This is a genomic window from Pseudomonas sp. MOIL14HWK12:I1, from assembly GCF_000510705.1.
Taxonomy (GTDB): domain Bacteria; phylum Pseudomonadota; class Gammaproteobacteria; order Pseudomonadales; family Pseudomonadaceae; genus Chryseomonas; species Chryseomonas oryzihabitans.
The window spans coordinates 425,737-451,629 of the sequence record NZ_AZNY01000003.1; the positions used below are offsets into that span (position 1 = coordinate 425,737).

The 25,893-nt window shown below is 66.8% G+C and carries 24 protein-coding genes and 3 pseudogenes; 10 read left to right on the forward strand and 17 right to left on the reverse strand.

The window, feature by feature from the left end:
• Positions 1-27: 27 nt before the first annotated feature.
• The 3 genes from PSEK12I1_RS0101920 (at position 28) to PSEK12I1_RS0101930 (ending at position 2,304) form a co-directional block, all read left to right on the forward strand.
• On the forward strand, positions 28-486 hold the full coding sequence (locus tag PSEK12I1_RS0101920; RefSeq protein WP_027600519.1) for an anti-virulence regulator CigR family protein: 459 nt from the start codon (positions 28-30) through the stop codon (positions 484-486).
• Positions 487-748: 262 nt separating this feature from the next.
• Complete coding sequence (locus PSEK12I1_RS0101925) at positions 749-1,915, forward strand: lactonase family protein (RefSeq protein ID WP_027600520.1); 1,167 nt, start codon at positions 749-751, stop codon at positions 1,913-1,915.
• Positions 1,915-2,304 carry a VOC family protein gene (locus PSEK12I1_RS0101930; RefSeq protein WP_027598748.1) on the forward strand — a complete coding sequence of 130 codons (390 nt, stop codon included), beginning with the start codon at positions 1,915-1,917 and terminating at the stop codon, positions 2,302-2,304. The genes PSEK12I1_RS0101925 and PSEK12I1_RS0101930 overlap by 1 nt, the downstream gene beginning before the upstream one ends.
• A gap of 8 nt (positions 2,305-2,312) precedes the next feature.
• Here PSEK12I1_RS0101930 and PSEK12I1_RS0101935 read toward each other — a convergent pair whose 3' ends face one another.
• Positions 2,313-3,296 (reverse strand): LysR substrate-binding domain-containing protein, encoded by a 984-nt coding sequence (locus tag PSEK12I1_RS0101935; RefSeq protein WP_042135007.1) that lies wholly within the window; start codon positions 3,294-3,296, stop codon positions 2,313-2,315.
• A 105-nt stretch (positions 3,297-3,401) separates the two neighbouring features.
• Between PSEK12I1_RS0101935 and betC the strand changes: the two genes are divergently transcribed.
• Positions 3,402-4,913, forward strand: coding sequence for a choline-sulfatase (gene betC, locus PSEK12I1_RS0101940; protein ID WP_256204033.1), 1,512 nt, complete (start codon positions 3,402-3,404; stop codon positions 4,911-4,913).
• 21 nt (positions 4,914-4,934) lie between these two features.
• The gene (locus PSEK12I1_RS0101945) at positions 4,935-5,852 is read left to right on the forward strand and encodes a choline ABC transporter substrate-binding protein (protein ID WP_007160165.1); all 918 of its coding nucleotides are present in this window, start codon (positions 4,935-4,937) and stop codon (positions 5,850-5,852) included.
• An 8-nt stretch (positions 5,853-5,860) separates the two neighbouring features.
• Here the strand turns inward: PSEK12I1_RS0101945 and norR are convergent, their stop codons facing one another.
• Complete coding sequence (gene norR / locus PSEK12I1_RS0101950; RefSeq protein WP_027600523.1) at positions 5,861-7,399, reverse strand: nitric oxide reductase transcriptional regulator NorR; 1,539 nt, start codon at positions 7,397-7,399, stop codon at positions 5,861-5,863.
• A gap of 131 nt (positions 7,400-7,530) precedes the next feature.
• Here norR and hmpA point away from each other — a divergent pair, with 131 nt between their 5' ends.
• A complete protein-coding gene (hmpA, locus tag PSEK12I1_RS0101955; RefSeq protein WP_027600524.1) occupies positions 7,531-8,700 on the forward strand; it encodes an NO-inducible flavohemoprotein in 1,170 nt (389 codons plus the stop codon).
• Between the two features lie 88 nt (positions 8,701-8,788).
• Here the strand turns inward: hmpA and PSEK12I1_RS0101960 are convergent, their stop codons facing one another.
• Positions 8,789-9,016, reverse strand: a complete 228-nt coding sequence (locus tag PSEK12I1_RS0101960; RefSeq protein WP_027598753.1) for a DUF1161 domain-containing protein — start codon at positions 9,014-9,016, stop codon at positions 8,789-8,791.
• 43 nt (positions 9,017-9,059) lie between these two features.
• Entirely contained in the window at positions 9,060-9,275 is a 216-nt protein-coding gene (locus PSEK12I1_RS0101965; RefSeq protein WP_007160169.1) for a dodecin, read from the reverse strand.
• A 218-nt stretch (positions 9,276-9,493) separates the two neighbouring features.
• On the opposite strand from PSEK12I1_RS0101965, the gene PSEK12I1_RS0101970 reads away from it, so the two are divergent.
• The gene (locus tag PSEK12I1_RS0101970) at positions 9,494-9,817 is read left to right on the forward strand and encodes a YqjD family protein (RefSeq protein WP_007160170.1); all 324 of its coding nucleotides are present in this window, start codon (positions 9,494-9,496) and stop codon (positions 9,815-9,817) included.
• 40 nt (positions 9,818-9,857) lie between these two features.
• Here the strand turns inward: PSEK12I1_RS0101970 and PSEK12I1_RS0101975 are convergent, their stop codons facing one another.
• Positions 9,858-10,754 (reverse strand): LysR family transcriptional regulator, encoded by an 897-nt coding sequence (locus tag PSEK12I1_RS0101975; protein ID WP_027600525.1) that lies wholly within the window; start codon positions 10,752-10,754, stop codon positions 9,858-9,860.
• A gap of 92 nt (positions 10,755-10,846) precedes the next feature.
• Here PSEK12I1_RS0101975 and trpB point away from each other — a divergent pair, with 92 nt between their 5' ends.
• Both trpB and trpA read left to right on the forward strand, forming a co-directional pair.
• Complete coding sequence (gene trpB, locus PSEK12I1_RS0101980) at positions 10,847-12,055, forward strand: tryptophan synthase subunit beta (protein ID WP_027600526.1); 1,209 nt, start codon at positions 10,847-10,849, stop codon at positions 12,053-12,055.
• Complete coding sequence (gene trpA, locus PSEK12I1_RS0101985) at positions 12,052-12,858, forward strand: tryptophan synthase subunit alpha (protein ID WP_007160173.1); 807 nt, start codon at positions 12,052-12,054, stop codon at positions 12,856-12,858. Before trpB ends, trpA begins: the two co-directional genes overlap by 4 nt.
• Before the next feature lie 732 nt (positions 12,859-13,590).
• Here trpA and PSEK12I1_RS0101990 read toward each other — a convergent pair.
• From PSEK12I1_RS0101990 to gbcA, 7 genes and pseudogenes are all read right to left on the reverse strand, one after another.
• Positions 13,591-14,001 (reverse strand): DUF2141 domain-containing protein, encoded by a 411-nt coding sequence (locus tag PSEK12I1_RS0101990; protein ID WP_037006587.1) that lies wholly within the window; start codon positions 13,999-14,001, stop codon positions 13,591-13,593.
• A 10-nt stretch (positions 14,002-14,011) separates the two neighbouring features.
• Positions 14,012-14,644: an HAD hydrolase-like protein gene (locus PSEK12I1_RS0101995; protein WP_027600528.1), complete on the reverse strand. Its 633-nt coding sequence runs from the start codon at positions 14,642-14,644 to the stop codon at positions 14,012-14,014.
• Between the two features lie 97 nt (positions 14,645-14,741).
• Positions 14,742-15,614 carry a methyl-accepting chemotaxis protein gene (locus tag PSEK12I1_RS25160; RefSeq protein WP_371099479.1) on the reverse strand — a complete coding sequence of 291 codons (873 nt, stop codon included), beginning with the start codon at positions 15,612-15,614 and terminating at the stop codon, positions 14,742-14,744.
• Positions 15,597-16,367, reverse strand: a pseudogene (locus PSEK12I1_RS25165) (MCP four helix bundle domain-containing protein); the annotation flags it as partial. The pseudogene PSEK12I1_RS25165 and the gene PSEK12I1_RS25160, both read right to left, overlap by 18 nt.
• A gap of 142 nt (positions 16,368-16,509) precedes the next feature.
• Positions 16,510-17,370 (reverse strand): annotated as a pseudogene (locus PSEK12I1_RS25170) (methyl-accepting chemotaxis protein); the annotation flags it as partial.
• A pseudogene (locus PSEK12I1_RS25175) lies at positions 17,365-18,135 on the reverse strand (MCP four helix bundle domain-containing protein); the annotation flags it as partial. The pseudogenes PSEK12I1_RS25175 and PSEK12I1_RS25170, both read right to left, overlap by 6 nt.
• A gap of 178 nt (positions 18,136-18,313) precedes the next feature.
• Positions 18,314-19,606 carry a glycine-betaine demethylase subunit GbcA gene (gbcA, locus tag PSEK12I1_RS0102010; RefSeq protein WP_027600530.1) on the reverse strand — a complete coding sequence of 431 codons (1,293 nt, stop codon included), beginning with the start codon at positions 19,604-19,606 and terminating at the stop codon, positions 18,314-18,316.
• 328 nt (positions 19,607-19,934) lie between these two features.
• Here gbcA and PSEK12I1_RS0102020 point away from each other — a divergent pair, with 328 nt between their 5' ends.
• Positions 19,935-21,032, forward strand: coding sequence for a hybrid-cluster NAD(P)-dependent oxidoreductase (locus tag PSEK12I1_RS0102020; protein WP_027598761.1), 1,098 nt, complete (start codon positions 19,935-19,937; stop codon positions 21,030-21,032).
• Positions 21,033-21,274: 242 nt separating this feature from the next.
• Here PSEK12I1_RS0102020 and PSEK12I1_RS0102025 read toward each other — a convergent pair whose 3' ends face one another.
• From PSEK12I1_RS0102025 to PSEK12I1_RS0102045, 5 genes are read right to left on the reverse strand one after another with little or no spacing between them, the layout of a single operon-like run.
• On the reverse strand, positions 21,275-22,387 hold the full coding sequence (locus PSEK12I1_RS0102025; RefSeq protein WP_027600531.1) for a response regulator: 1,113 nt from the start codon (positions 22,385-22,387) through the stop codon (positions 21,275-21,277).
• Positions 22,380-24,137, reverse strand: a complete 1,758-nt coding sequence (locus tag PSEK12I1_RS0102030) for an ATP-binding protein (protein WP_027600532.1) — start codon at positions 24,135-24,137, stop codon at positions 22,380-22,382. The genes PSEK12I1_RS0102025 and PSEK12I1_RS0102030 overlap by 8 nt, the downstream gene beginning before the upstream one ends.
• A complete protein-coding gene (locus tag PSEK12I1_RS0102035) occupies positions 24,130-25,110 on the reverse strand; it encodes a SpoIIE family protein phosphatase (protein WP_027600533.1) in 981 nt (326 codons plus the stop codon). Before PSEK12I1_RS0102035 ends, PSEK12I1_RS0102030 begins: the two co-directional genes overlap by 8 nt.
• A complete protein-coding gene (locus PSEK12I1_RS0102040) occupies positions 25,107-25,460 on the reverse strand; it encodes an ATP-binding protein (protein ID WP_037006590.1) in 354 nt (117 codons plus the stop codon). Before PSEK12I1_RS0102040 ends, PSEK12I1_RS0102035 begins: the two co-directional genes overlap by 4 nt.
• Before the next feature lie 4 nt (positions 25,461-25,464).
• Positions 25,465-25,890: an STAS domain-containing protein gene (locus PSEK12I1_RS0102045; RefSeq protein WP_007160184.1), complete on the reverse strand. Its 426-nt coding sequence runs from the start codon at positions 25,888-25,890 to the stop codon at positions 25,465-25,467.
• Between the last annotated feature and the right edge of the window lie 3 nt (positions 25,891-25,893).

A 25,893-nucleotide genomic window follows, 5' to 3' on the forward strand; every position in this document is an offset into this window, starting at 1 on the left:
CCTCGTCCCCCATGAGGAAAGCCCTCCATGCGTACCCTCCTCGCTGCTGCAGCCTTCTGTCTGACCGGTAACCTGGCCCTGGCCGCGCCGCCGGATCACGGGCCTGGCGGGCCCAAGGGGCCGCACGGGCCGGGCTGGCAGGAACAGGGTGGTCCCAAGGGCCAGGGACCTGGTCCCAAGGCGCATGATCAGGGTCGTCCGGGTGCCGGACCGGCCGCCGGCGGGCCGCCCGATCTGGGACCGGCGCGGGAGCGCATCAAGGCGCTGCGGGGGCAGATCGGCCGTGGAGGTGACCTGCCCCCGGGTCTGCGTCTGGAGCGCGGCCGTCCTCTGCCACCCGGGTACGGCCGCCCCCTGCCCCCGGGCATCGCCCGCCAGTTGCCTGACTATCCAGGCTACGAATGGCGGCGCCTGGGTACCGACATGGTGCTGGTCGCCGTGGGCACCGGGCTCGTCTACGCCATCCTGCAGGGCGTGCTGGACTAGTCCGGGCAATTCTTTTGCCGGCAGCCCGCGGGCACCGCCGAGTTCACCGCAGGCTCTGGCACGGGCTCCCGGGGCCGGCCGCTCGGGCGTAGCCCGCCGGTGCGCCGGCGCAGGCGATAAATGGCGAAATCCCTCTGGCACAGTGCCAGCCCGGATTTCAGTAGAATAGCCGCCGCGCGCGGCCGCCTTCCGCCTCCAGACGGTAGGGAAACCGGGCCGCTTCGCATCGGTCTCAACGCCCATCGCTCGCCAAGGATTTCCCATGAGAGCTCTGCCCCGTCTGCTGCCGCTGGCCCTGTTCGCCCTGCTCGTGGGGCACAATGCCCCGGCCCGCGCCGAACCCGGTCTGTTCAATCTGCTGGTCGGCAGCTACACCGCGGGTAGCAGCCAGGGGTTGTATGTCTATCGCTTCAACAGTCGCAATGGTCAGATCGATGGTCCGCTGCGCATCGTCAAGGCGTCCAATCCCTCGTTTCTGACCCTGTCTCGCGATGGCCGGACCCTGTTCGCCGTCAACGAGAATGGCCGGGGCTCTAGCGGCGACAGCATCGGCCGGGTCACCTCCTATCGCTTCGAACCGGGCAATGGCCGCCTGCAGCAGGTCAGCCAGGTCAAGAGCCTGGGCGACGAGCCGACCCATTCCAGCCTCAGCACTGACGGCAAGTTCCTGTTCGTCGCCAACTACTCCAGCCTGCCGGAAGGCTCCCTGGCGGTGCTGCCGATCCAGGACGGCGGCGTGCTTAGCCCGGTGGCGCAGATCGAATTCCACCAGCCCAGCGAACAGCACCCGCGCCAGCAGTCGAGCCATGTACATGCGGCGGTGACCACCCCGGACGGCCGCTTCGTCTTCGCCCCGGATCTGGGCGCCGACAAGGTCTTCGTCTATCGCTATCTGCCGCAGCAGCCGGAGCGGCCGCTGGTGGCCGCCGAGACGCCCTTCGTGCCGGTGCCGGAAGGCAGCGGGCCGCGTCACCTGGTGTTCAGCGCCGATGGCCGCTACGCCTACCTGACCCTGGAACTGGCCGGGCAGGTGATGGCCTTCGCCCACCAGGACGGCATGCTGCGGCAGTTGCAGAGCTACAGCCTGACGCCCCAGGAATTCACCGGCGAGCGGGATGCCGGCGCCCTGCACCTGTCCGGTGACGGGCGTTTCCTCTACGTCGCCAGTCGCGGCACCGACAACCAGCTGGCGGTATTCGCGGTGAATCCCGACGGCACCCTGACCTTTGTCGAGCGCCATCCGGTCAACGGCCTGTCGCCACGGGAATTCGCCATCGATCCGTCCGGACGCTTCCTGCTGGTGGCCAACCAGAAATCCAATCAGCTCAAGGTCTTCGCCCGGGATCCCGACAGCGGCAAGCTCGGCGACGAACTCCAGAGCCTGGACGTTGGCGCGCCAGCCGACCTCAAATTCGTCGCGGTACCCTGATGACCCACTTCGATCGTCTGCACCACGTGGCGCTGATCTGCGCCGACTACCAACGCTCCCGGCACTTCTACACCGAGATCCTCGGGCTGCCGGTGATCGCCGAGACCTATCGCGAGGCCCGGCGCTCTTGGAAGCTCGATCTGGCGGTGGGCGCGCATGCCCAGCTGGAGCTGTTTTCCTTTCCCGATGCCCCGCCGCGGCCCTCGCGCCCGGAAGCCCAGGGCCTGCGCCACCTGGCCTTTGCCGTGGCCGACCTGGATGCCACCGTCGCCCACTTGCAGGGCCATGGCGTGGTCACCGAGCCGATCCGCACCGACGAGCTGACCGGCAAGAGATTCACCTTCTTTGCCGATCCGGACGATCTGCCGCTGGAAGTCTACGAGCGCTAGCGCGCCGCTCAGGTCGCCAGCCGCGCGCCGGCCAGGGACTCGCGCGGCAGTTCCAGTTCTTCCAGCAGCCAGTCGAGAAAGCGCTGCACCAGTCGCTGGCGCCGCTTGCGCTCGGGCAGGATGGCGTAATAGCCATAGCGCGAGGTGGCCAGCCCGGCGAAGGGGCGACAGAGCAGCTCCTGCTGCAGCAGATCGTCCACCAGGTGGCGCCAGCCGATCGCCAGGCCCTGGCCGGCGATGGCCGCCTGGATCACCAGGGTGTAGTTGTCGAAGCTCAGCACCGCACCGGACGGCGCCGCGGGCAGGGGTGCCAGGTCCAGCGCCGGCAACAGCGTCTTCCAGTCATACCAGCGGCTGTTGGGCGCCGCCTTGAGGTGCAGCAACGGCCACTGACCCAGCTCCAGGACGGGTAGCGGCGGCTGCCGACCCTGGAGCAGCCGCGGACTGCACACCGGAAAGACCTCTTCGCGAAACAGCGGCCAGGCTTCGCCATGCTTGAAGCGGCCGTCGCCAAAGCCCAGGGTGATGTCGATCTCCGGACCGGGCAGGGGCACCCTGTCGCTGGTCACCAGGCTGACGTCCAGCTCCGGATGGCGGGCATGGAAACGTGGCAGGCGCGGCAACAGCCAGTAGGCGGCAAAGGCGAAATCGGTGGCCACCTGCAGCACCTCGTGGGCGGGGCGGGCGGTGACCAGCCGCACCCCCTCGTCCAGGGTGGCGAGACCGGCCTCGACGTATTCTTGCAGCAGCCGTCCGGCTTCGGTGAGCAGGATGCCGCGATGGACGCGATCGAACAGCCGCACCTGCAACTGGGCTTCCAGGCGCTTGATCTGCTGGCTGATGGCCGGCTGGGTGGTCCCCAGTTCGCCCGCCGCCGCGGTAAAGCTCAGGCGGCGCGCCACCACCTCGAAGGTGCGCAGGCTGTCCAGCGCCAGGGCAGGGCGGTCGGCAGGGGCGGCGTCCAAGAGTATGTTTCCATGGCGATTGGTCATAAGCCTAGCTTATCCGAAACATCATCCCCAGTGGCCTTCACGCAGATTTTTCAGCATTGGATGATGGGTCACCCATAAGCAACCCTGATCCTAGCGGAGGCGCTCTTGTCCAAGCCGGTGAACATCCTCTTCCTCATGGCCGACCAGATGGCGGCGCCCATCCTGCCGCTGTACGACGCCGCCTCGCCGATCAAGCTGCCGAACCTGCAACGCCTGGCCGAACAGGCCGTGGTGTTCGACTCTGCCTACTGCAACAGCCCGCTGTGCGCGCCCTCGCGCTTCACCCTGGTGAGCGGCCAGCTGCCGTCGAAGATCGGCGCCTACGACAACGCCGCCGATTTCGCCGCCGACATTCCCACCTATGCCCACCACCTGCGCCGCCTCGGCTATCGCACGGCGCTGTCGGGCAAGATGCATTTCTGCGGACCGGATCAGTTGCACGGCTACGAAGAGCGCCTGACCAGCGACATCTATCCCGCCGACTACGGCTGGGCGGTGAATTGGGACGCGGCGGACGTGCGCCCGAGCTGGTACCACAACATGTCCTCGGTGCTGCAGGCCGGGCCCTGCGTGCGCACCAACCAGCTGGATTTCGACGAAGAGGTGGTCTTCAAGGCGCGCCAGTACCTCTACGATCACGTGCGTCGCGGCGATGACCAGCCGTTCTGCCTGACCGTGTCCCTGACCCATCCGCACGATCCCTACACCATCCCCCGCGAATTCTGGGACCTGTACGACGAGGTCGACATCCCGCTGCCGCAAGGCGCCATCCCCCAGGCCGAGCAGGATCCCCACAGCCAACGCCTGCTCAAGGTGATCGACCTCTGGGACAAGCCGCTGCCCGAGGCCAAGATCCGCGACGCCCGCCAGGCCTACTACGGTGCCTGCAGCTACGTCGACGCCCAGGTCGGCCATCTGCTCAAGACGCTGGAGGAATGCGGTCTGGCCGACGACACCGTGATCGTCTTTTCCGGCGACCACGGCGACATGCTCGGTGAGCGCGGACTCTGGTACAAGATGCACTGGTTCGAGATGGCCGCGCGGGTACCGCTGCTGATCCATGCGCCCGGTCGCTTCGCCCCGGCGCGGGTGCAGGCCTCGGTGTCGACCCTGGACCTGCTGCCGACCTTCGTCGAGCTGGCCGGCGGTCAGCTGCCGGACGAGCTGCCGCTGGATGGTCGCTCGCTGCTGCCGCACCTGGAAGGCCGGGCCGGACACGACGAGGTGATCGGCGAATACCTGGCCGAGGGCACCGTCAGCCCGCTGCTGATGATCCGCCGCGGCCCCTACAAGTACATCCACTGCGAACTGGATCCGCCGCTGCTGTTCGATCTGCAGAACGATCCGCTGGAGCGGGAGAATCTGGCCGCCAGCGCCGACTACGCCGAGTTGCTCGCCAGCTTCCAGGCCGAGGTCCGCCAGCGCTGGGACCTGCCGCGTCTGCACGCCGAGGTGCTGGCCAGCCAGCGGCGGCGGCGCTTCGTCGCGGCGGCCCTGGAGCAGGGCGAGCGGACCAGCTGGGATCACCAGCCCTTCGTCGATGCCAGCCAGCAGTACATGCGCAATCACATCGACCTCGACGACCTGGAGCGTCGCGCCCGCTACCCTCAACCCTGAACCGCTAACAGGAGCACGGCCATGAAACACGGAATCATCGCTACCTTCACGCTGGCCCTGGTCAGCCTGTCGGCCCAGGCCGAGGACCAGGCCTGCGCAACGGTTCGCCTGGCCGATCCGGGCTGGAGCGACATCGCCGCCACCAACGCCCTCACCGGCGCGATCCTGGGTGCACTGGGCTACACCGGCAAGGTCGAGACCCTGGCGGTGCCAATCATCTACGGCGGCATGCGCAACGGGCAGGTGGATGCCTTCCTCGGCAACTGGATGCCGGCGCAGCAGGCGCACTATGACCAGTTCGTGAAGACCGGGCAGGTCACCGAGCTGGCGCAGAATCTGGTCGGGACCGAATTCACCCTGGCGGTGCCCACCTATGTCTGGGAAGGCGGGGTGAAGAGCTTCGACGACCTGGCCAAGCATGCCGACCAGTTCGGCAAGAAGATCTACGGGATCGGCGCCGGCGCGCCGGCCAACCAGTCGCTGCAGAAGATCATCCAGGACAACGAGTTCGGTCTGGGTGGCTGGCAACTGGTGGAGTCCAGCGAGCAGGCCATGCTCTCCCAGGTCGGGCGCGCGGTGAAGCGCGACAAGTGGGTGGTCTTTCTCGGCTGGACCCCGCACCCCATGAACGTCGACTACCCCATCAAGTACCTGACCGGCGGCGACAAGTACTTCGGGACCGCGGGCACGGTCAACACCCTGACGCGCAAGGGCTACGCCGAGCAGTGCCCCAATCCGGCCCGCCTGCTGAGCAACATGAAATTCACCCTGGACATGGAGAACGCCGTCATGAGCGCCGCGCGGGACAAGGGCGGCAGCTACGACACCGCCGCCAAGGCCTGGCTCAAGGCCCATCCCCAGGTGCTGGAGCCCTGGCTGCAGGGCGTCACCACCCGCGATGGCCAGCCGGGCCTGCCGGCGGTACAGAAAGCCCTGTGAGCTGAGAGCTACCTGAGACCGAGCCGCCGCGCCAGGCGCGCGAGGTTGGCGCGGTCCAGGCCCAGGGCGGCGGCGGCCAGGGTCCAGTTCTGGCCGTGCTGTTCCAGCGCCAGGGTGATGGTCTGGCGCTGGAAGGCATCGGTAGCCTCCCGCAGGGAGGCAGAGGGCAGGGCGGCATCCTCCTCGGGCAGGGGCGCGGGGCCCAGTGGCAGGCCGAGCTGATCGCTGTCCAGGGTCAGGATGCCGCCGCGCTCCTCGCTGCCGGCATGGGCCTTGAGCGCCGCCCGGCTGATGAGGTGGGAGAGTTCGCGCACATTGCCCGGCCAGTCGTAGGCCAGCAGGGTGCGCTGCGCCGCGGGCGTCAGCCGGAGGCCACGCAGGCCCAGGCGGGCACGATTCTGCTCCAGGTAGAAACCGGCCAGCAGCAGGACGTCGCGGCCGCGCTCACGCATGGCCGGCACGGCCAGCGGATAGACGCTCAGGCGATGGTAGAGGTCGGCGCGAAAGCGCCCGGCGCGCACGCACTCGGCCAGGTCGCGATTAGTGGCGGCGATGATGCGCACGTCCACCTTGAGATCGCGATCCGAGCCCAGCCGCTGCAACTGGCCGCTCTGCAGCACCCGCAGCAGCTTGGCCTGCACCGTCAGCGGCAATTCGCCGACCTCGTCGAGAAACAGGGTGCCGCCGTCGGCCAGCTCGAAGCGCCCGCGGCGGTCGCTCACCGCGCCGGAAAAGGCCCCGCGCACATGGCCGAAGAGTTCGCTTTCCACCAGGGCCTCGGGCAGGGCCGCGCAGTTGAGGCTGATCAGCGGCCGCTGCTGGCGCAGGGAGCGCGCGTGCACGGCTTCGGCCACCAGCTCCTTGCCGACGCCGGTCTCGCCGGTGATGAGCACCGTCAGGTCGCTGGCCGCCACGGTCTCGATCTCCTGCCGCAGGCGTAGGCTGGCCGGACTCTGGCCGATGAGTTCACGGGGTCGCTGGTGCCCCACCGACTGCTGATAGGCCACGGTCAGCTCGTGCTCGCTGACGATGCGCGCGGAGAGCTGACCGATGCGCTCGGCGGCGGCCACGGTGGCGGCCGCCAGCCCGGCGAAGGCGGCGAGGATGGTGAGATCCTCGGGCTGGGCATTCTGCGCCTGCAGCGAATCCAGGGTCAGCAGGCCCCAGAGCTGGTCCTGCACATAGAGCGGACAGCCCAGGCAGTCGTGGACCTCCAGATGCCCCTGCACGCCCTCCACCAGGCCATCGTAGGGATCGGGCAGGTCGCAATCGACGGCGAAGCGGGTCGGCGCGCGACTCGCCAGCAGCAGCGCCAGGCGCGGGTGCTCGCCAACCTTGAAGCGGCGGCCCAGGGTGTCGGCCGCGAGACCCCTTACCGCCAGGGGCACCAGGACATCGCCATCCAGGCGCAACAGGGCCACCGCATCGAAGGGTAGGACCTTGCGCAGGGCATCGAGCAGGCTGGCATAGCGCTGCTGATCGGGCAGGTCGCGGGCCAGATCCGCCACCAGGGGCACCATGGCTTCGAGCAGGGTGGTACGGGTCAATTTGACCTCGGCGAGTCATAGGGACCTGGTCATTATGACAAGCTCCCTGGATAAAAGCCTGATCTGGCGCAGTTTTTTGGTTGGCACGACTCGTGATACGGCCAGGGCAGTCCTGTTTGGAGATCCCTGCCATGCTGTCATCAGACCAAAAGGCCATCATCAAGGCCACCGTCCCCCTGCTGGAAACCGGCGGGGAAATCCTGACCCGGCATTTCTACGACAGATTGCTCGGCGACAACCCCGAGATCCGCCCGCTGTTCAACGGTGCCCACCAGGCCAGCGGTGCCCAGGCCCGGGCGCTGGCCCGCGCGGTGCTGATGTACGCCCGCTACATCGATCGCCTGGATACCCTGGGGCCGCTGGTGGAGCAGATCGTCAACAAGCACGTCTCGCTGCAGGTACAGCCGGACCACTATCCGCTGGTGGGCATCGCCCTGCTGCAGAGCATCCGCGAGGTGCTGGGCGCCGAGGTGGCCACCGATGCGGTGATCGACGCCTGGGCCGCCGCCTATGGCCAGCTGGCCAATCTGCTGATCGGTGCCGAGGAACAGCGCTACGCCGCCCAGGCCGGGGCGCCCGGTGGCTGGCGTGGCGGGCGGGCGTTCCGCATCGCGCGGATCGAGCCGGAAAGCGAAGAGATCAGCTCCTTCTACCTGGAGCCGGTGGACGGTCTGCCGACCAGCATCGCCCAGCCCGGCCAGTACCTGGGGCTGAGCCTGACGCTGGACGGGGTCGAATACCGCCGCAACTACTCGATCTCGGCCGCCAGCGAAGGCCGTGGCTATCGCATCAGCGTCAAGCATCAGCCGGGTGGGGTGGTCTCGCGCTACCTGCATACCGACGCCCATGAGGGCACCGTGCTGCAGGTCTTCGCACCGGCCGGCGAATTCGTCCTGCAGGAATCGACCAAGCCGCTGCTGCTGATCGCCGGTGGCGTCGGCATCACGCCGCTGCTGCCCATGGTGTCGGCGGCGCTGCCGAGCGGACGGCCGATCCAGCTGATCCACTGCACCCGCCATGTCGGGGTCCAGGCCTTCGGGCACTGGCTGGAAGAGCAGGCCGCCCACCATCCGCAACTGCAGCTGTATTTCTGCTACAGCGAGCCGGTGGCGGAAGAGGCCTATGCCTCGCGCCTGGATCGGGCGCGCCTGCAGCGTTGGCTGCCCAGGGATCGCGACCTGGACGTCTATCTTCTCGGCCCGCAGCCGTTCATGGCCCAGGTGCGCCGTGATCTGCTGGAGCTGGGCGTGCCGGAAAAGCAGATCCGCCACGAGTTCTTCGGACCTGCCACGGACCTCTGAAAAAAAGACGCCCACTGCCGTTGGGCAGTGGGCGTCTCTTCGCGAGAACCCAGGCGCCACCTGTGGGTAGCGCCCTGCGGTCCTGGACCTAGCGACGCTGGTAGACGATGTCCTTGCTACCGCCTTCGCAGCTGCCCACCACCTTGGCGGAGGCGCTGGCACTGCCCTTGTCCACCACCTCGAGGCTGTAGTTCGCCACCTGCTTGGCCTGCAGCTTGGCATCGATATCGGCCTTGACCGTGTCGCACGAGGTGCCGGCGGCAAAGGCGCCGCCGCTCAGGGCCAACAAACCGAGGGTGATCACGACTCTACGCATCTTGCCTGTCCTTTTGCGGGGGGAGGGAGGTCTGGAATGCTGCTCAGCTGGCTTCGATACGGAAGCCGATCTTCAGGGTGACCTGATAATGAGCCACCTTGGCGTCCTGGATATGACCGCGGATTTCACCCACCTCGAACCATTCCAGGTTCTTGACCGACTTGGCGGTCTCGGCGAGGGCGTTGTTGATGGCGTCCTCGACACTGGTGGTGGAAGAGCCAACGATTTCCAGCTTCTTGTAGGTGTGATGATCGGACATGAAACTCTCCTGGGTCAGCAATGACGGGCGCTGCAGCGGTTAGCCGGCAACGCGTTGACCGGTGTCGCGGTCGACTCGCCGGGAAGGGTGCCTCTGCCATTTGAGGCCGCGAAAGGCCCCGATAAGTTCACTGCCCAGGCTCTCGCCCACGGCTTTGCAGCACTTTCCAACGGCTCGGTAGTCACATTTCCTGAATCCGTCCATCCCAGGAGGTTGTCATGGCCCGTAACACCGATTACCAGGCGTCCATCGCCAGCATCGAGAACGAAATCAACAGCCTGCTCGACTCGCTGGCGTCGCTGAAGAAGAACGCTGCACGCGAATCCCGCAGCAGTCTGAATTCCTTCAAGAGCACCGCTCGCGAAGCCCTGCACCATTCGGGCGATTCGCTGGAAGAGGTCTATGACGATGTGCGTCGCCTGACCCGTCAGTACGGTCGCGCCGCCAGCGGCGTGGCGCGCGAACATCCCTGGGCCACCGTCGGCATCGCTGCCGGCGTGACCGTCCTGGTCGGCTGGGCGCTGCTGCGCGGCGACCACTGATCGTGGCGGTTCGAGGCATCCTCAAGGGGTGCCTCGGGCGCTAGCGCTCGGCCAGCTCGGTTCTGAGCCAGGCCGCCAATCGCTCCACCCGTTCATCCGCCAGCCGACCCGGCGCCCACAGCGCCAATTCTGCACCGGTCGCCGCAAAACCCCAGGGCGCCACCAGCCGGCCCGCCTTCAGATCCGCCGCCACCAATGGCTCCGGCGCGATCGCCACCCCCAATCCCGACAGCGCCGCCTCCAGCAGGTAGTAGAGGTGCTCGAATCCCTGCCCGTACTCCAGCACCGGTGCCTCCAGGCCCTGGGTGGCGAACCACTGTGGCCAGGCCTGGGGCCGTGACAGGGTGTGCAGCAACCGTTCGGTCAACAAGGCCTGCAGGTCGCCGTCCCGCAATCTCAGATAGGCCGGGCAATAGGGGCTCAGCACCGGACCGATGCGCTCAGGCGCCAGGTGATAGGGCATCACGTCCTGCGGCGGTGCCGTCTCGGTGAACAGCAGGCTGGCGTCCAGGCCAGCGGCGGCCAGCGGGGTATCGTCGGTACGGGTCGAAAGGTGCAGGCGCAACTCCGGTAGATCGCGATTGAGGCGATCCAGCCGCGGAATGAACCAGCGCGCCACCAGACTGCCCGGGCAGCCCAGCACGAAGGGCCCTTGGCGACTGCCGGCCTTGAGTTCGGCGCACACCTCGCGCAAGCGCTCGAAGACCTCGCCGCTCACCTCGCGCAGCCGCAGACCGGCTTCGGTCAACGCCAGACCACGGCCTTCGCGACGAAACAGCGCCACCCCCAGTTGTTCCTCCAGCGCACGGATCTGGCGACTCACGGCGCCATGGGTCACGTGCAGCTCGTCCCCTGCGCGGCTCATGCCACCCAGACGAGCAGTGGCTTCGAAAGCGCGCAGGGCATTCAGGGGAGGCAGGTCGCGGGGATCGCTCATCTGTGAGATTTCCTGACGGGTCATCGCGATCTTATCGATTTATCAGCGGCACTCAAGCAGGTAAGGTAGATCCATCTTCGCAGGAGAATCCCATGACCCAGACCGCTTATCGCCAGGGCCCCGACGCTCAAGGCATGTTCGGCCAGTTCGGTGGCCGCTATGTCGCCGAAACCCTGATGCCGCTGATCCTCGATCTGCAGCGCGAATACGAGACCGCCATGGAGGATCCGGCGTTTCTCGAGCAGCTGGCCTACTTCCAGCGCGACTACGTCGGTCGGCCCAATCCGCTGTACTTCGCCGAGCGCCTGACCGAGCACTTCGGCGGCGCCAAGATCTATCTCAAGCGCGAAGAGCTGAATCACACCGGCGCGCACAAGATCAACAACTGCATCGGCCAGATCCTGCTGGCCAAGCGCATGGGCAAGACCCGCATCATCGCCGAGACCGGCGCCGGCATGCACGGCGTGGCCACCGCCACCGTGGCCGCGCGTTTCGGACTGCCCTGCGTCATCTACATGGGCAGCACCGACATCGACCGCCAGCAGGCCAACGTCTTCCGCATGAAGCTGCTGGGCGCCGAGGTAATTCCGGTCACCTCCGGTACCGGCACCCTCAAGGACGCCATGAACGAGGCGCTGCGCGACTGGGTGACCAATGTCGCCGACACCTTCTACCTGATCGGTACCGTGGCCGGTCCGCATCCCTATCCGGCCATGGTCCGCGATTTCCAGGCCGTGATCGGTCGCGAGACCCGCGCCCAGATCCTGGAGAAGGAAGGACGCCTGCCCGACAGCCTGATCGCCTGCGTCGGTGGTGGCTCCAACGCCATGGGCCTGTTCCACGAATTCCTCGATGACACTGACGTCGCCATCATCGGCGTCGAAGCCGGCGGCCACGGCGTCGACACCAGCAAGCACGCCTCCAGCCTCAACGGCGGGATGCCCGGGGTGCTGCACGGCAACCGCACCTTCCTGCTGCAGGACGACGATGGCCAGATCATCGACGCCCACTCGATTTCCGCCGGCCTGGACTACCCCGGCATCGGTCCGGAGCACGCCCACCTGCACGACGTGAAGCGCGTGGAATACGTGCCGATCAACGACGACGAGGCGCTCAAGGCCTTCCACCAGACCTGCCGCCTGGAAGGTATCATCCCGGCGCTGGAAACGGCTCACGCCTTGGCCGAGGCCTTCAAGCGCGCGCCGCACCTGCCCAAGGACCACCTGATGGTCATCTGCCTCTCGGGCCGCGGCGACAAGGACATGCAGACCGTGATGAGTCACCTGGGAGACAAGCTATGAGCCGCCTGGAAACCCGCTTCGCCGCGCTGAAGGCCGAGGGCCGTGCGGCCCTGGTCACCTACACCACCGCCGGCGATCCGGACTATGACACCGCCCTGGCCATCCTCAAGGGCCTGCCGGCGGCCGGTGCCGACGTCATCGAGCTGGGCATGCCCTTCACCGATCCCATGGCCGACGGCCCGGCTATCCAGGCCGCTGCCCTGCGCGCCCTGCAGGCGGGTCAGAATCTGGCCAAGACCCTGGAGATGGTGCGCGACTTCCGGCGTGGGGAAGGCGAGACGCCGCTGGTGCTGATGGGCTACTACAACCCCATCCATCGCTATGGCGTGGAGCGCTTCCTGGCGGAAGCCGCCGAAGCGGGCGTGGATGGCCTGATCGTGGTCGATCTGCCACCCGAGCACGACGCCGAGCTGGCGCTGCCAGCCCAGGCCGCCGGCATCGACTTCATTCGCCTGACCACCCCGACCACCGACGACGCCCGCTTGCCGCGGGTGCTCAACACCAGCTCCGGCTTCGTCTACTACGTGTCCGTCGCTGGCGTCACCGGTGCCGGCTCGGCCACCACCGAACACGTCGAGGCCGCCGTGGCGCGCCTGCGCCGCTTCACCGACCTGCCCCTGGCCGTCGGCTTCGGTATCCGAACCCCCGAGCAGGCGCGGGTGATCGCTCGCATCGCCGATGGTGTGGTGGTGGGCTCGGCCTTCGTCGATCAGATCGCCAAGGCCGAGTCCTCAGGCGCTGCCATCGACGGCGTGCTCGGCCTCTGCAAGCAGCTGTCGGACAGCGTGCGCACCGCGCGCTAGGCCCTCGCCAGCCTCGAAAAAGACCGCATCAGGCGGTCTTTTTTTATGCCCGGACAGCCTGCAAGCTGTGCATAACTTTGTGGGCAGTCTGTTCGCTATCGGCGCAACGCCGCGTGCCAGAAGGGCTGGGCAGGTATTGTCCCTGTTGATCGAATCCGCTACGACCTGACTCGCTGAGTCAGGCTGCGAACGCCGGACTGCTTTGCCGTCATTGCCTGACAGGTAAAGGCTGTGGATAAGCCTTGGGCAAGTTGTCAGCAACCGATCAGGCGGTTGTCCGGGCAAAATTGCTCATTAAATAGCCAATTTCGTTTAGGTCGCTCAGGCTGCCGAAGGCGCACTCCGCGGTCCGGTTTTCCCACATCTGCTGTGTGCGTGCCTGTGGAAAAGATGTGGGACCTGGCCTGTACACCATGGCTGGCAAGGCCTGCAGAGGATCGTACAAAAAATGATCAATCCTCTTTTAGGTGTTTTCCACAACCCACAATAGAGCTGCATAGGGCTGTGGATAGGTTGTTCGTCTAGTGCCAGAGGCCATAGCTGGCGCGGCTTCCAGAGAATCGATCAAATAATGACCAGTTTTCCGGGTTATTCCCGAGTCAAGGGATTTCTGCTGCCAGCCCAAGGAGTTATCCACGTCTGTTCAGCGTCGGACTCAGCGATCGCCGCTAAAAGACTTGTGGATAAGTCTGTTGATTTTCTGTTTGGAAGCCTGTGCACGACAGCATTGGCCTAGCGCAGCGTCACCTGCTGGCGCAGGCCTGCGGTCGGCAGGGTGAAGGCGCATTCCTCGAAGGTGGCCATGCGCATGCGCAGTGGCGGATTGTTGCTGTAGCCGTATTGTTCGGTGGGCATGCCGATGAAATTGGTGTCCAGCGAGCTGTTGCCGTTGCTGTCGTGGATGACCGACACGGCATAGCGCCCGGGCGGCAGCTCGAAGCGCTGCTCCTGGGTACCCGCCTGCGCGGCGAGATGGGCCTGGGCCACGGGCGTCTTGTGCGCTTTCCAGGCCGCTTCGCTATCGAATACCGCCAGCAGCAACTGGCCCCCCGAGGCATCGACCGTCTCCACCCGTACCTGCAGTTCGGCGGCCTGCAAGAGACCGCTCAGACCGAGACCAGCGACCAGCAACAGAGACTTCATGGGCATTCCTTCAGCAGGGGGAGGGCAGCAGCCGCAGCAACTCGGCCGGTTGTTCGAAGAAGAGATCGGGTTGCTGCGCGCGCAGCGTCGTGGGGCAGCCATAGCCCCAGGCCACGGCGGCGCAGCCCAGTCCGGCGCGGCGAGCGGCCTGCAGATCGCGCAGTTCGTCACCGACATAGAGGGCCTCGGCCGGCGTGATCCCCTGGCGGTGGAGCAGGCGCTTCAGACGCCGCGTCTTGCCCAGCAGGGGGATGTCGAATTCGCCAGCGGTGAACAGGCGTCCGGCCTGGGGCAGCACCTGGTGCACGGCCGCGGCGGAGTTGGAGGTCGCCAGGCCCAGCTGCAGACCACTGGCCTGCAAGCGGTCGAGGGTGGCGGGAATCTCGGCGAAGGGCAGGACCTGAGCGCCACGCTGGACCAGCAGGCGGCGATAGTGCCGGGCGATGCGGGGCACCTGCCAGAGCGGGATGCCCAGGCTGTCGAGCAGACCGGTCAGGGAGGAGGCGCGCAATCGTGGCCACTCGTCGGCGGCTGGCTGGCGAAAGCCATGGGTCTGCGCCAGCTCGCCGAGACAGCTCAGCAGAAAGGGCAGGCTGTCCGCCAGGGTGCCGTCGAAGTCGAAGATGACGTAGCGATAGCTCATGCGAGAGAGGCGCGGTGGGCGAAGGCGCCAGCGTAGCGGTCGCCTCCCGGTTTTGCCACCGCGACGGGATCCGGCAGGGGCGTCCCTGCCGGTCAGGTCACACGCGGAAGCGGCGGATCTGGCCGTTGAGCTCCACTGCCAGTTCGGAGAGCTGCTGGCTGGCGGCGCGGGTCTGCTCGGCACCGGCGGCGGTCTGCACCGACAGATCGCGGATGCGCACCAGGTTGCGATCCACCTCGCGGGCCACCTGGGCCTGCTCTTCGGCAGCGCTGGCGATCACCAGGTTGCGCTCGTCGATGCCCGACACCGACTGGGCGATGGCGGCCAGGGCGGCGTTGGCCGACTGCGCCTGCTCGCGGGTCTGGCGGGCCTGGTCGGCACTGGTCAGCAGTGCATCGACGGTCTGGCCGGTGCCCTGCTGGATGCTGCCGATCATGCCTTCGATCTCGCGGGTGGATTCGCCGGTGCGATGGGCCAGGGCGCGGACCTCGTCGGCGACCACGGCGAAGCCACGACCGGCATCACCGGCACGCGCCGCTTCGATGGCGGCGTTGAGCGCCAGCAGGTTGGTCTGCTCGGCGACCGAGCGGATCACGTCCAGCACCTGGCTGATGTTGCGGGTCTGCTCGGCCAGCTGGCGAGCCTGCTCGCTGGCACCCAGCACGTTTTCGGTAAGCACCTCGATGGCGCCCAGGGTATCGCCCAGCTGCCGCTGGCCCTGACGCGCGGTATCGGCGGCCTGGCGCGATTCGGACGAGGTGGAGGTGGCGTTGCCAGCCACCTCGTCCACCGCCTGGCTCATCTCGGTGACGGCGGTGGCCGCCATCTCGATCTCGCTGTTCTGCTGCTGCAGGCCGTGGGCGCTCTCCTGCATGACCGCGGTCATCTCCTCGGCGGCCGAAGCCAGCTGGGTAGCGGAGTGGCCCAGGTGGCCCAGGGTGTCGCGCAGATTGGTCTGCATCTGCTGCATGGCCTGCAGCAGCTGAGCGGCTTCGTCGTGACCGCGGGTATCCAGGGTCTGGGTCAGATCGCCATTGGCGATGGTCCGGGCGGCGGCGACGGCCTCGGCGATGGGCCGGGTCATGCTCAGGGTCAGGCGCCAGGCCAGCAGCACGGTCAGACCCAGGGCCAGGGCGATCACGATCCAGGTGATGGAGGTGGCCTGGGCATAGGTCTCGCCGGAGTGCTGGGAGGCGGCCTTGATGTCTTCCTGGTTGATCTTGCGCAGGGCTTCGGTGCGCTCGTTCATCTGCACGCCGAGCTGGGCCATGCTGGTCTGGATGAGGCTGCGGGCTTCGTCGAGCTTGCCGGCGCCGATCAGATCGGCCAGTTGCGCGGTGTAGCGGACATAGTCGCCGTGGATCTGGCGCAGGGCATCGAAGGCCTGGCGTTCGCGATCGCTGCTGACGAGTTTTTCATAGCGACCGAAACCGGCACCGATGTCGGCATTGATGCTGTCGATCTTCTTGCGTGTGTTGGCGACGGTGGCGGCATCCGGAATGGCCAGCAGACGCAGCACCTCGACCCGGGTGCGGGCCAGTTGCAGGGCGAGGTTGTCGGCTTCGACGATACTGGGCACGTTGTTGGTCTCGATGACCTGGCCCTGGGTACGGATCTGCGACAGTTGCAGCAGTCCGAACAGACCCAGACTGGCCACTAGGATGGCCAGCAGGCCGAAACACAACACACTGCGAATGGCGAGGGAGAAGGAACGAAAGGTCACGGCGGCAGCCCCGGTGAAGAGTGAGGCCCCCTTTAACGGCTAGGGTCGCCGTGACTTGATGGTCATTCGTCCCAAATCTGACGGAAGTATGACCAGGGGCGGCCGGTGGTCAGCACTGGCCGGTCGTCAGCCGCGATCACGGCTAGAACTGGAAGCGCTGCACCTGCCCGCTGAGGGTCGCGGCCAGCGCCGCCAGTTGCTGGCTGGAGGCGCGGGTCTGCTCGGCACCCGCCGCGGTCTGCACCGACACGTCGCGGATGCGTACCAGGTTGCGGTCGACTTCGCGCGCCACCTGGGCCTGTTCTTCGGCGGCGCTGGCGATCACCAGGTTGCGCTCGTCGATGCCCGCGACCGACTGGGCGATGACGGCCAGGGCGGCATTGGCCGATTGCGCCTGCTCACGCGTCTGGCGCGCCTGGTCGGCGCTGGTCAGCAAGGCATCGACGGTCTGGCCGGTACCCTGCTGGATATCGCCGATCATGCCCTCGATCTCGCGGGTGGACTCACCGGTGCGATGGGCCAGGGCGCGCACCTCGTCGGCCACCACGGCAAAGCCGCGACCGGCCTCGCCCGCGCGCGCCGCCTCGATGGCGGCGTTCAGGGCCAGCAGGTTGGTCTGTTCCGCGACCGAGCGGATCACGTCCAGCACCTGGCTGATGTTGCGGGTCTGGGTTTCCAGCTCGCGAGCCCGGGCACTGGCACCCAGGACCTGCTCGGTGAGGGTCTCGATGGCCGTGAGCGTCTCGCCCAGCTGACGCTGGCCCTGAACGGCGGTATCGGCGGCCTGGCGCGAATCATTGGAGGTGGAGGAGGCGTTGCCGGCGACTTCCTCGATCGCCTGGCTCATTTCGGTGACGGCGGTCGCCGCCGATTCGATCTCGTTGTTCTGCTGTTGCAGGCCGGTGGCGCTTTCCTGCATGACCGAGGTCATCTCTTCGGCGGCGGACGCCAGCTGGCTGGCCGAATCGCCGATATGTCCCAGGGTCTCGCGCAACTGACCCTGCATCTGCTGCATGGCCTGCAGCAGCTGCGCCGCTTCGTCGTGGCCACGGCTGTCCAGCGCCTGGGTCAGGTCTCCCGCGGCGATGGTACGGGCCGCCGCTACCGCCTGGGCGATGGGGTTGGCCACGCTGCGCGTCAGGCGCCAGGCCAGCAGGCCGGTAAGGGTGAGGGTCACCAGGATGGCCAGCCAGGTCACGCTGTTGGAGCGTGCATAGGCTGCATCCGCATCCGCGCTGGCGGCGTGGATGTCCTGCTCGACGGCCTGGCGGAGCGTTTCTATGCAAGCGTTCATCCGCGTACCCAGCGGGCCCATGCTCTGCTGCACGACTTTACGGGCCTGGTCGAGCTGACCGGCACCGGCCAGGTCGGCGATCTGCTGCACGCCCTGCATGTAGCTCTGGTGCACCTGGCGCAATTCATCCAGCGCAGTGCGGCTCTTCGTCGACAGCAACTCGTGCTGATAGCGGCCGAAGATGGCCTGCACCTCGGTGCTCAGACCGTCCAGCTTCTGGCGGGTGTTGGCCAGGGTCTGGGCATCGGGCATGGCCAGCAGGCGCAGGGTTTCGATGCGGGTGCGGGCCACCAGCAGGCTGAGATTGTCGGCCGCGATCAGAGTCGGGATGTAGCGCTGCTCCACCTGGTGTCCCAGTTGGCGGATCTCCGACAGCTGGTACCAGCCGAAGAGGCCGAGCGCCGCGACGAGGACCGCCAGGATGCCGAAACACAGCAGGTTGCGGGTAGCGATGGACAGGGAGCGAAGAGTCATGACGGCCTGCTAGGAGGAGGAGGGTTCGGAGTGCGAACAGGGTCACAACTTTAGGTGATGATTTGGCGAAAAGGCCCTAGGACGGGTGCGGCAAAAGCTCGCAGCATCAGAAAGGTCAGACGTTTGTAGGCTTCCGTGGAGTCCTTGCGACTCCACGGAAGGAGGGTCCGGTACGCGGTCAGTCGCCGCTGACCTGGCGCAGGTGCGCCGCCGGCGCCTCTTCACCGAGGTTGTTGAGCAACCGCTCGCTGTACCAGTCGATGAAGTTGATCACGCCGAATTCGTAAGTCTTGGAATAGGGACCCGGCTGATAGGCCTTGGAGTTGATACCGCGCTGGTTTTCCTCGGCCAGCCGGCGGTCCTGGTCGTTGGTGGCATCCCAGACCTTGCGCAGATTGACCGGATCGTAGTCGACGCCTTCCACGGCATCCTTGTGCACCAGCCACTTGGTGGTCACCACGGTCTCGGTCGGACCCAGTGGCCAGACGGTGAAGACGATCATGTGATCGCCCATGCAGTGGTTCCAGGAATGCGGCAGGTGCAGGATGCGCATGGAGCCCAGGTCCGGGTCCTTGATGCGCCCCATGAGCTTCTTGCAGCCGGGCTTGCCGTCCATGGTCATGGACACGGTGCCGGCGAGCAGCGGCATGCGCACGATGCGGTTGCGCAGACCGAAGCTGGCATGGGCGTAGGGGATGTTGTCGGCGTCCCAGCGGCTGGTGCAGGCGGCGACCTGATCCTTGAACGCCTGGGAAGCGCGCGGATCGGTGACGTCGTCCCACTCCAGCAGGGTGTTCAGCAATTCGGGGTGGGAGCCGTTGCAGTGGTAGCACTCGCGGTTGTTTTCCAGCACCAGCTTCCAGTTGGCCTGCTCGACCAGATCGGTGCGCACCGCGACCTTGGTGTTCTCCATGTCGTACGGCTCCATGTAGTGCTCGAGCGTACGCAGGAAGTCGTCGATGGCCGGCGGTTCGTCGGCCAGGGAGATGAAGATGTAGCCGCCAGCGGTCTTGACGTGAACCGGCTTGAGGTTGAAGTCGGCCATGTTGAAGTCGGCGCCCATCTCGGTGCCGGCGAACAGCAGGCGGCCATCCAGCTCGTAGGTCCACTGGTGGTAGGGGCAGACCAGCTTGGCGACCTTGCCCTTGTCGCTGACGCAGAGGCGCGAACCCCGGTGACGGCAGACGTTGTGGAAGGCGTGCACCTTGCCCTCGGCACCGCGGACCACCAGGATGGGGTTGTCACCCAGCTGCAGGGTGATGAAGTTGCCCTTGGTGGGGATCTCGCAGGTCATGCCGGCGATCAGCCATTCCTTGCCGAAGATCTCCTGCATGTCGATCTGGAACAGGCGCTCGTCGTTGTAGAACGGCTGGGGCAGGGAGTAGGTGCGCTCGCGGGTGCGCAGCATCTCGGCCGTGGCCTTGCGGGCCGGATCGAGAGGGTCGCCCAAACTCAAGGTGCTGACGTCCATCGTACATCCTCGTGGCCACCGCGGCGGGTGGCGAAAGTGGTTGGTCACGGTATTGCAAGGCTATTGGCCGACGGGGCAGGGCCGCCGAATGACCCCGGGTGTCGCCCGTCGCGCGCTGTTCAGGTTCGGCTTGGGGCGGAGTGTGGGGCCGGAGCCGGGAGGGGGCCTTGCTCATGGGCGACATGGCCGACGCTGTTCACGACGCCCCAGCCCTTGCCATTGCTGGGCCGGTCGCCATCGGCATGTGGATGTCGCGATTGGGAAAGTGACGGTCGTGGGGCCCTCCCAGAATCGCCGCCAATAGCCCCAGTGGCAGTCGAGGTGCGTCATGAATACCTTCCTCAACCCCGTAACCACCCAGACCTGGACCAATGGCCGCCACCCCGTGCGCTGCGTCAAGGTCATCCAGGAAACCTGGGACGTACGCACCTTCTGCTTCACGGCCGAAATCCCGCTGATGTACTTCTTCAAGCCGGGTCAGTTCGTGACCCTGGAGCTGGAGATCGACGGCCGCCAGGTGATGCGTTCCTACACCATCTCCAGTTCCCCCTCGGTGCCCTACAGCTTCTCCATCACCGTCAAGCGCGTGCCGGGCGGCCAGGTGTCCAACTGGCTGCACGACAACATGAAGGTCGGCGACAACCTGGCCGTGCACGGGCCGGTCGGCCTGTTCAACGCCATCGACTATCCCGCCGACAAGGTGCTCTACCTCTCCGGCGGCGTCGGCATCACCCCGGTGATGTCCATGGCGCGCTGGTTCTACGACACCAACGCCAGCGTCGACATGGTCTTCGTGCACAGCGCCCGCACCCCGCGCGACATCATCTACCAGGGCGAGCTGGAGCACATGGCGGCGCGGATCGACAACTTCGCTCTGAATCTGGTGTGCGAGCGCACCGAGCACGGCGAGTCCTGGGCCGGCTATCGCGGCTACTTCGACCGCCGCATGCTGGAGCTGATGGCGCCGGACTTCCGTGAGCGCGAGATCTTCTGCTGCGGCCCCACGCCCTACATGAACGCGGTCAAGGCCATGCTCCGCGAGCTGGACTTCGACATGACCCACTACCACGAGGAATCCTTCGGCGCGACGCCGCCGGAAGCCAAGGTGGAGGCGGCCGAGCAGGCCGAAGCCGCGGCCGAACTGCCGCCGATTCCCCTGGAAGCCCAATGCAACGTCGCCTTCACCGAGAGTGGCAAGAGCGTCAACATCGGCCCCGGCGAAACCATCCACGGCGCCGCGGCCAAGCTCGGCCTGCACATCCCCAAGGCCTGCGGAATGGGCATCTGCGGCACCTGCAAGGTGCTCAAGAAGAGCGGCGAGGTGGTCATGGACCACAACGGCGGCATCACCGAGGAAGACGAAGCCGAAGGCTATATCCTGTCCTGCTGCAGCATCCCGCAAGGGGATGTGCAGATCGAGTTCTGAGGAGGCAGGTTGGGCGGAGGTGGCTCCATCGCCGAAGCCCAGCCGCGCGGATTCATCCCTGGCAGCGTTGGGCTTCGCTGCGCTCAACCCAGCCTACGGACGCTGCGCGTAGCCCCGTAGCGTGGACAACGGCGCAGCCTTGTCCACGTCGCCCAAGTCCTGTCTTGCACCAGCGGAAAACGTTGTGCGGTTTTCCACGCTACCGGCACCAGGATAATCGCGGCGCGCTGCCCCGAAAGTCGCTAGGCCAGCCGCAGCGGCAGGTGCAGGGTGATGACCACCTCGCCCGTGCCATTGGCGAAGCGCGCCTCGCCGCCGAAGCTTTCGCTGAGCGCCTTGACGATGGGCAGGCCCAGGCCCCAGCCGCGCTTGTCGCTGCGGGTGGAGATGAAATAGGGCGTGGCCAGGTTGGCCAGGACCTCGTCGGGAAACTGGCCGAGGTTGCGCAACTCCAGCATGACCTGGTCGTCGGCTAGCCACTGGCGGACCCGGATCGGCGTTCCCGCCTCGCCGTGCTTGGCGGCGTTGAGCACCAGGTTGTCGAAGATGCGCAGGAAGGCGTATCTGTCCCACAGCACCTCCTGCGCCGGGGTCTCCAGACGCAGGTCGAGATGATTGGCGAACTGCAGGCGCAGGTTGGCCGCGGCGTCGTTCAGCAACGGACCCAGCACCAGCGGATCGCCGCTGAGGCGGACGCCGCCGCCCAGGCTCATGTGGCTGATGTCCAGCACGTCGGTGATCATCTGGTTCATGCGCTGCAGGTTGTCGTGCAGGGTCTGCAGCAGATCGTCGGTCCGCCGCGCCGGATTGCGCTGCATCAGGTTGACCACCATGGTGGCGGCGGTGAGCGGCGAGCGCAGGTCGTGGTTGAGTGATCTCATGAAGCGTTCGAGCATGACCTTTTCCGCCTGCAGATTCTCGCTGCGGGCGATGGCCGAATTGCGCTGCTGCTCCATGTGGCCGACCCGCGAGCTGGCCTTGAGCAGGGCGCCGACGGTGGCCAGCACCTCTTCCGGATTGATCGGGTGGGTCAGGTAGGCCTGGGCCCCGGTATTGAAACCCTGGGCCTTGTCCTTGCCGGAAACGAAGGTGGCCGAGATGTTGATGATGGCCGGCAGCCGGCCCCAGCCACACTTGCGCTCGATGGCCTGGATCAGCTCGAAGCCGGTGGTGTCCGGCAGATTGACGTCGATGATCACCAGCTCGACGGATTCGTCGATCAGCGCCAGGCCGCTGGCACCGCTGGCGGCTTCCAGCACCTCATAGTGGCTCTGGCTGCCGAGGATCTTGCGCAGCACATAGCGATTGGCCTCGGTGTCGTCGATGATGACGATGCGGCGCGGGGCACTAGTCATCGGACAGGCTCCGCGCCAGGGCGCAGACCTCGGCCAGCAGCCGCTCGGCGTGATCGGGGGCGTGCTTGAACAGGATGGCGTGGCAGTAGTCCTGCAGGCGCTGGCGGCCCGCCTCGTCGAGGGGCTGGGCGGTGTTGATCAGCACCCGCCGGTGCATGCTCCAGTCCATGCTGGCGAGCAGGTCCTCGCCATTGATGTCGGGCAGGTCGAGGTCGAGGATGATGATGTCCGGGCGCACCGCATTGAGCCGGTCCAGGCTGCTGCGGGCGCTGTCCGCCTCCAGCAGGACCGGATTGAGGCGTTCGAGGGTGCGCCGGACCAGATAGCGATCGCCCTCGTTGTCCTCGATCACCAGCACGGTGAGGCCGCTGAGATCGGGCTCTGGTTCGGCGGCCCGGTGGCTGGCGTAGTGGCGCGGCAGGCGCAGGGTGAAGCGACTGCCGCGGCCGACTTCGCTGTCGAGGGACAGCTCGCCGCGCAGCAGCACGGCGAGGCGCTGCGCCAGGGGCAGGCCCAGGCCGGTGCCTTCGATATGGGTCAGGTGCGGCGAACGGATCCGCTCGAATTCCTCGAAGATCTTCTGCTGATCCGCCGCGGCGATGCCGATGCCGCTGTCTTCCACCAGGAATTCCAGGCTGGCGTCGTCGGGCTGGAACACCTGGATGCGCACCTGGCCCCGGGGGGTGTACTTGAAGGCGTTGGAGATCAGGTTGCGCAGCACCTGGAACAGCCGACTCTCGTCGGTATCCAGCAGCACCCCGGCCGGCGGCGGGGCGACGCTGAAGCTGACCTGCGGATAGCGCGGCGCCAGGGCCGCGGCGAACTGTTCGAGGCGATCAATGAAAGGCCCCAGCGCAAAGGGCTGGGGCACGATGCTCAGGCGGCCGGACTGCACCTCGGCCAGCGCCAGCAACTCGCCGACCAGATTCGCCAGTTCCAGCGCCGCATCGCTGATGAAGCGCACCTGGCGCTGCTGTTCGGCATTGAGCGCCCCGTCCACGCCGCTGGCGAGCAGCTTGGCGACATTCTCGATGATGTTGATCGGGGTGCGGAATTCATGGGTCATGTTGGAGAAGAAACGGGTCTTCGCCTCGCTGGCCTCCTTGAGCTCCTGAGTGGCCTTTTCCAGTTCGGAATAGAGCGCCACCACGCCCTGGTTGGTGTTTTCCAGTTCCTTGTTGGTGACCTCCAGTTCCGACTGGCGCACCTGCAGCTCGGTGTTGGTCAGCAGCAGCTCTTCGCTCTGCAGGCGGATCTGCTGGTAGGGATCCGGTGGCGGACTGCCCTGCAGCTCTGCCGTCAGCGCCTGGAGCTGCTCCGCCTCGGGAAAGGGTCGCGGCGCCTGGTACTTGCGGGCGGTGATGCAGGTGCCGGCAGGGGAGGTCTGGATGTCGAAGTCGTCGAACAGCCGCTGGGCGCCGCGCAGGCCGATGCCCATGCCGGTGCTGGAGCGATAGCTGCCCGCGCGGATGGCCTCCATCTCGGCGATGCCCGGACCCTGGTCGACCGCCCGCACCTCCAGGCCGCGCAGGCGCAGGTCTTCGCCACGCAGCAGGGCGAAGTCGAAGTGACCGCTGCCGGCGTACTGGTGGATGTTGCGCGCCAGTTCGGAGACCGCGGTGGCCAGGCGGATCTGCTCCAGCGCCGGCCACTCCATGGCCGCGGCCAGGCGCTTGGCGGCCTGGCGGCAGTGCACGATGTCCTGCTCGCTGTGCAGGGCGAGGGTCAGCAGGGGCAAGACGTCAGACATGCTTGAGTACCAGAACGGTGGCATCGTCGGCGGAGCGCCGAAAGTCGCGGTGCAGGAGGGCGGCGATCAGCGCCGGATGGCGCGCCCCGAGCCCGGAGTGCTCGCCCAGTCCCACCTTGGACGTCATGCCATCGGAGTTCAGCACCAGCAGGGTGCCGGGCGTCCAGGGGTAGGTATAGGTCTGGATCCGCCCGATCCGGTAGCCCAGGGTGCCGTTGTTGGACACCAGGCTGCGTGTGGTGTTGCCCAGCAGGCGCCCGGCGATGTTGCCGATGCCGCAAAAGCTCACCTGGCCCTGATCCGGGTCCAGCTCGGCCAGCGCCAGGGCGGCGCCGCGGGTTTCCATCAGCGCCTGGTGCAGATTCTCCATCAGCCGCTGCAGGGGCAGGTGCGCGCCATGGCGCAGGAACAGTTCCCGCGCCCGGCGACTGGCTGTGGCGGCCTGCTGGCCATGGCCCAGGCCGTCGCAGACCAACAGGCGACGCCCGCTGACCGCCCAGGTGTCGCCGCAGAGCTGCTCCTCGGGGTGCGGCGTGCACAGGGCGCCATGCTGCAACCGGCTGCTGGGCGTCCCGGCCAGATGGAAGCGCGCCAGCACCACGGTGCCCTGACCCGGTCGCGAATGGATGTCGAACACATCGGCCTGCCGGCGAATCGCCCCCAGGCCGGCGCCCAGCGTCGCGGCCGTGCTGTAGTGATCGCTCAGGCAGCGGGCGACGTCGTGCATGCCCGGGCCGCGATCCACCGCCAGGACATCGAGCACCCCTTCGCCGCCCAGGGTGGCCAGGAGTTCGCCGTGCCCGGCATGGCGGACCAGGTTGTAGCCCAGCTCCTGGGCGACGATGGTCAGGCGCCCGAGCAGGGTTTCGTCGGCGGTGACGGTGCCGGCCAGCCGGACCAGGGCGCGCCGGGCGGCATCGACATGGACGCTGGTGCTCACCGGCAGCACCAGGCTGCACGGCTGGTCGTTCATCGCCACTTCCAGAGTTCGACGGTGGTGCCCTGGCCGGGCTGGCTGTCGATGTGGAAGTCGTCCACCAGTCGCCGCGAACCGGACAGGCCCAGGCCAAGGCCCTTGCCCGAGGTGTAGCCGTCGACCATGGCGCGCTCGAGATCGGCGATGCCCGGGCCCTGGTCGCGGATCACCAGGCGGATCGCCGGCTTGCCGGCGCGCAGCGTCTCCTCGATCAGGCACTCGCCGCCCAGCCCGTAGACCAGGCCGTTGCGCGCGATCTCGCTGGCCGCGGTGACGATCTTGGTCTGGGAGATGAGGCCCAGGCGGATGGCTTCGGCGACCTTGCGCACCTGCTGACGGATCAGCACGATGTCAGTCTCCTGGCGGAGTGGAAGCGTCTGTGTCTTCGCCACCCTCTGACTCCTCCAGCGATTCGTCCGCGGCGACCATGGCTTCCAGCCGGCGCATGCCCTTTTCCATGTTCAGCGCCGTGGCGATGCCTTCCAGCGACAGCCCCAGTTCCACCAGGGTGATGGCCACCGCCGGTTGCATGCCGACCACGATCACCTTGGCATCGAGGATGCGCGAGACCTGGGCGATGTGGGAGAGCATCCGGCCAATGAAGGAGTCGACGATTTCCAGCGCGGAGATGTCGATGAGTACGCCCTTGGCCTTGTGCCGCACGATCTGCTCGGTGAGGTCTTCCTGCAGGTCCAGCGCCAGCTGGTCGTGCATGTCCACCTGGATGCTCAGCAGCAGGAAGGGTCCAAGCTTGAGGATCGGAATCCGCTCGATCATGAG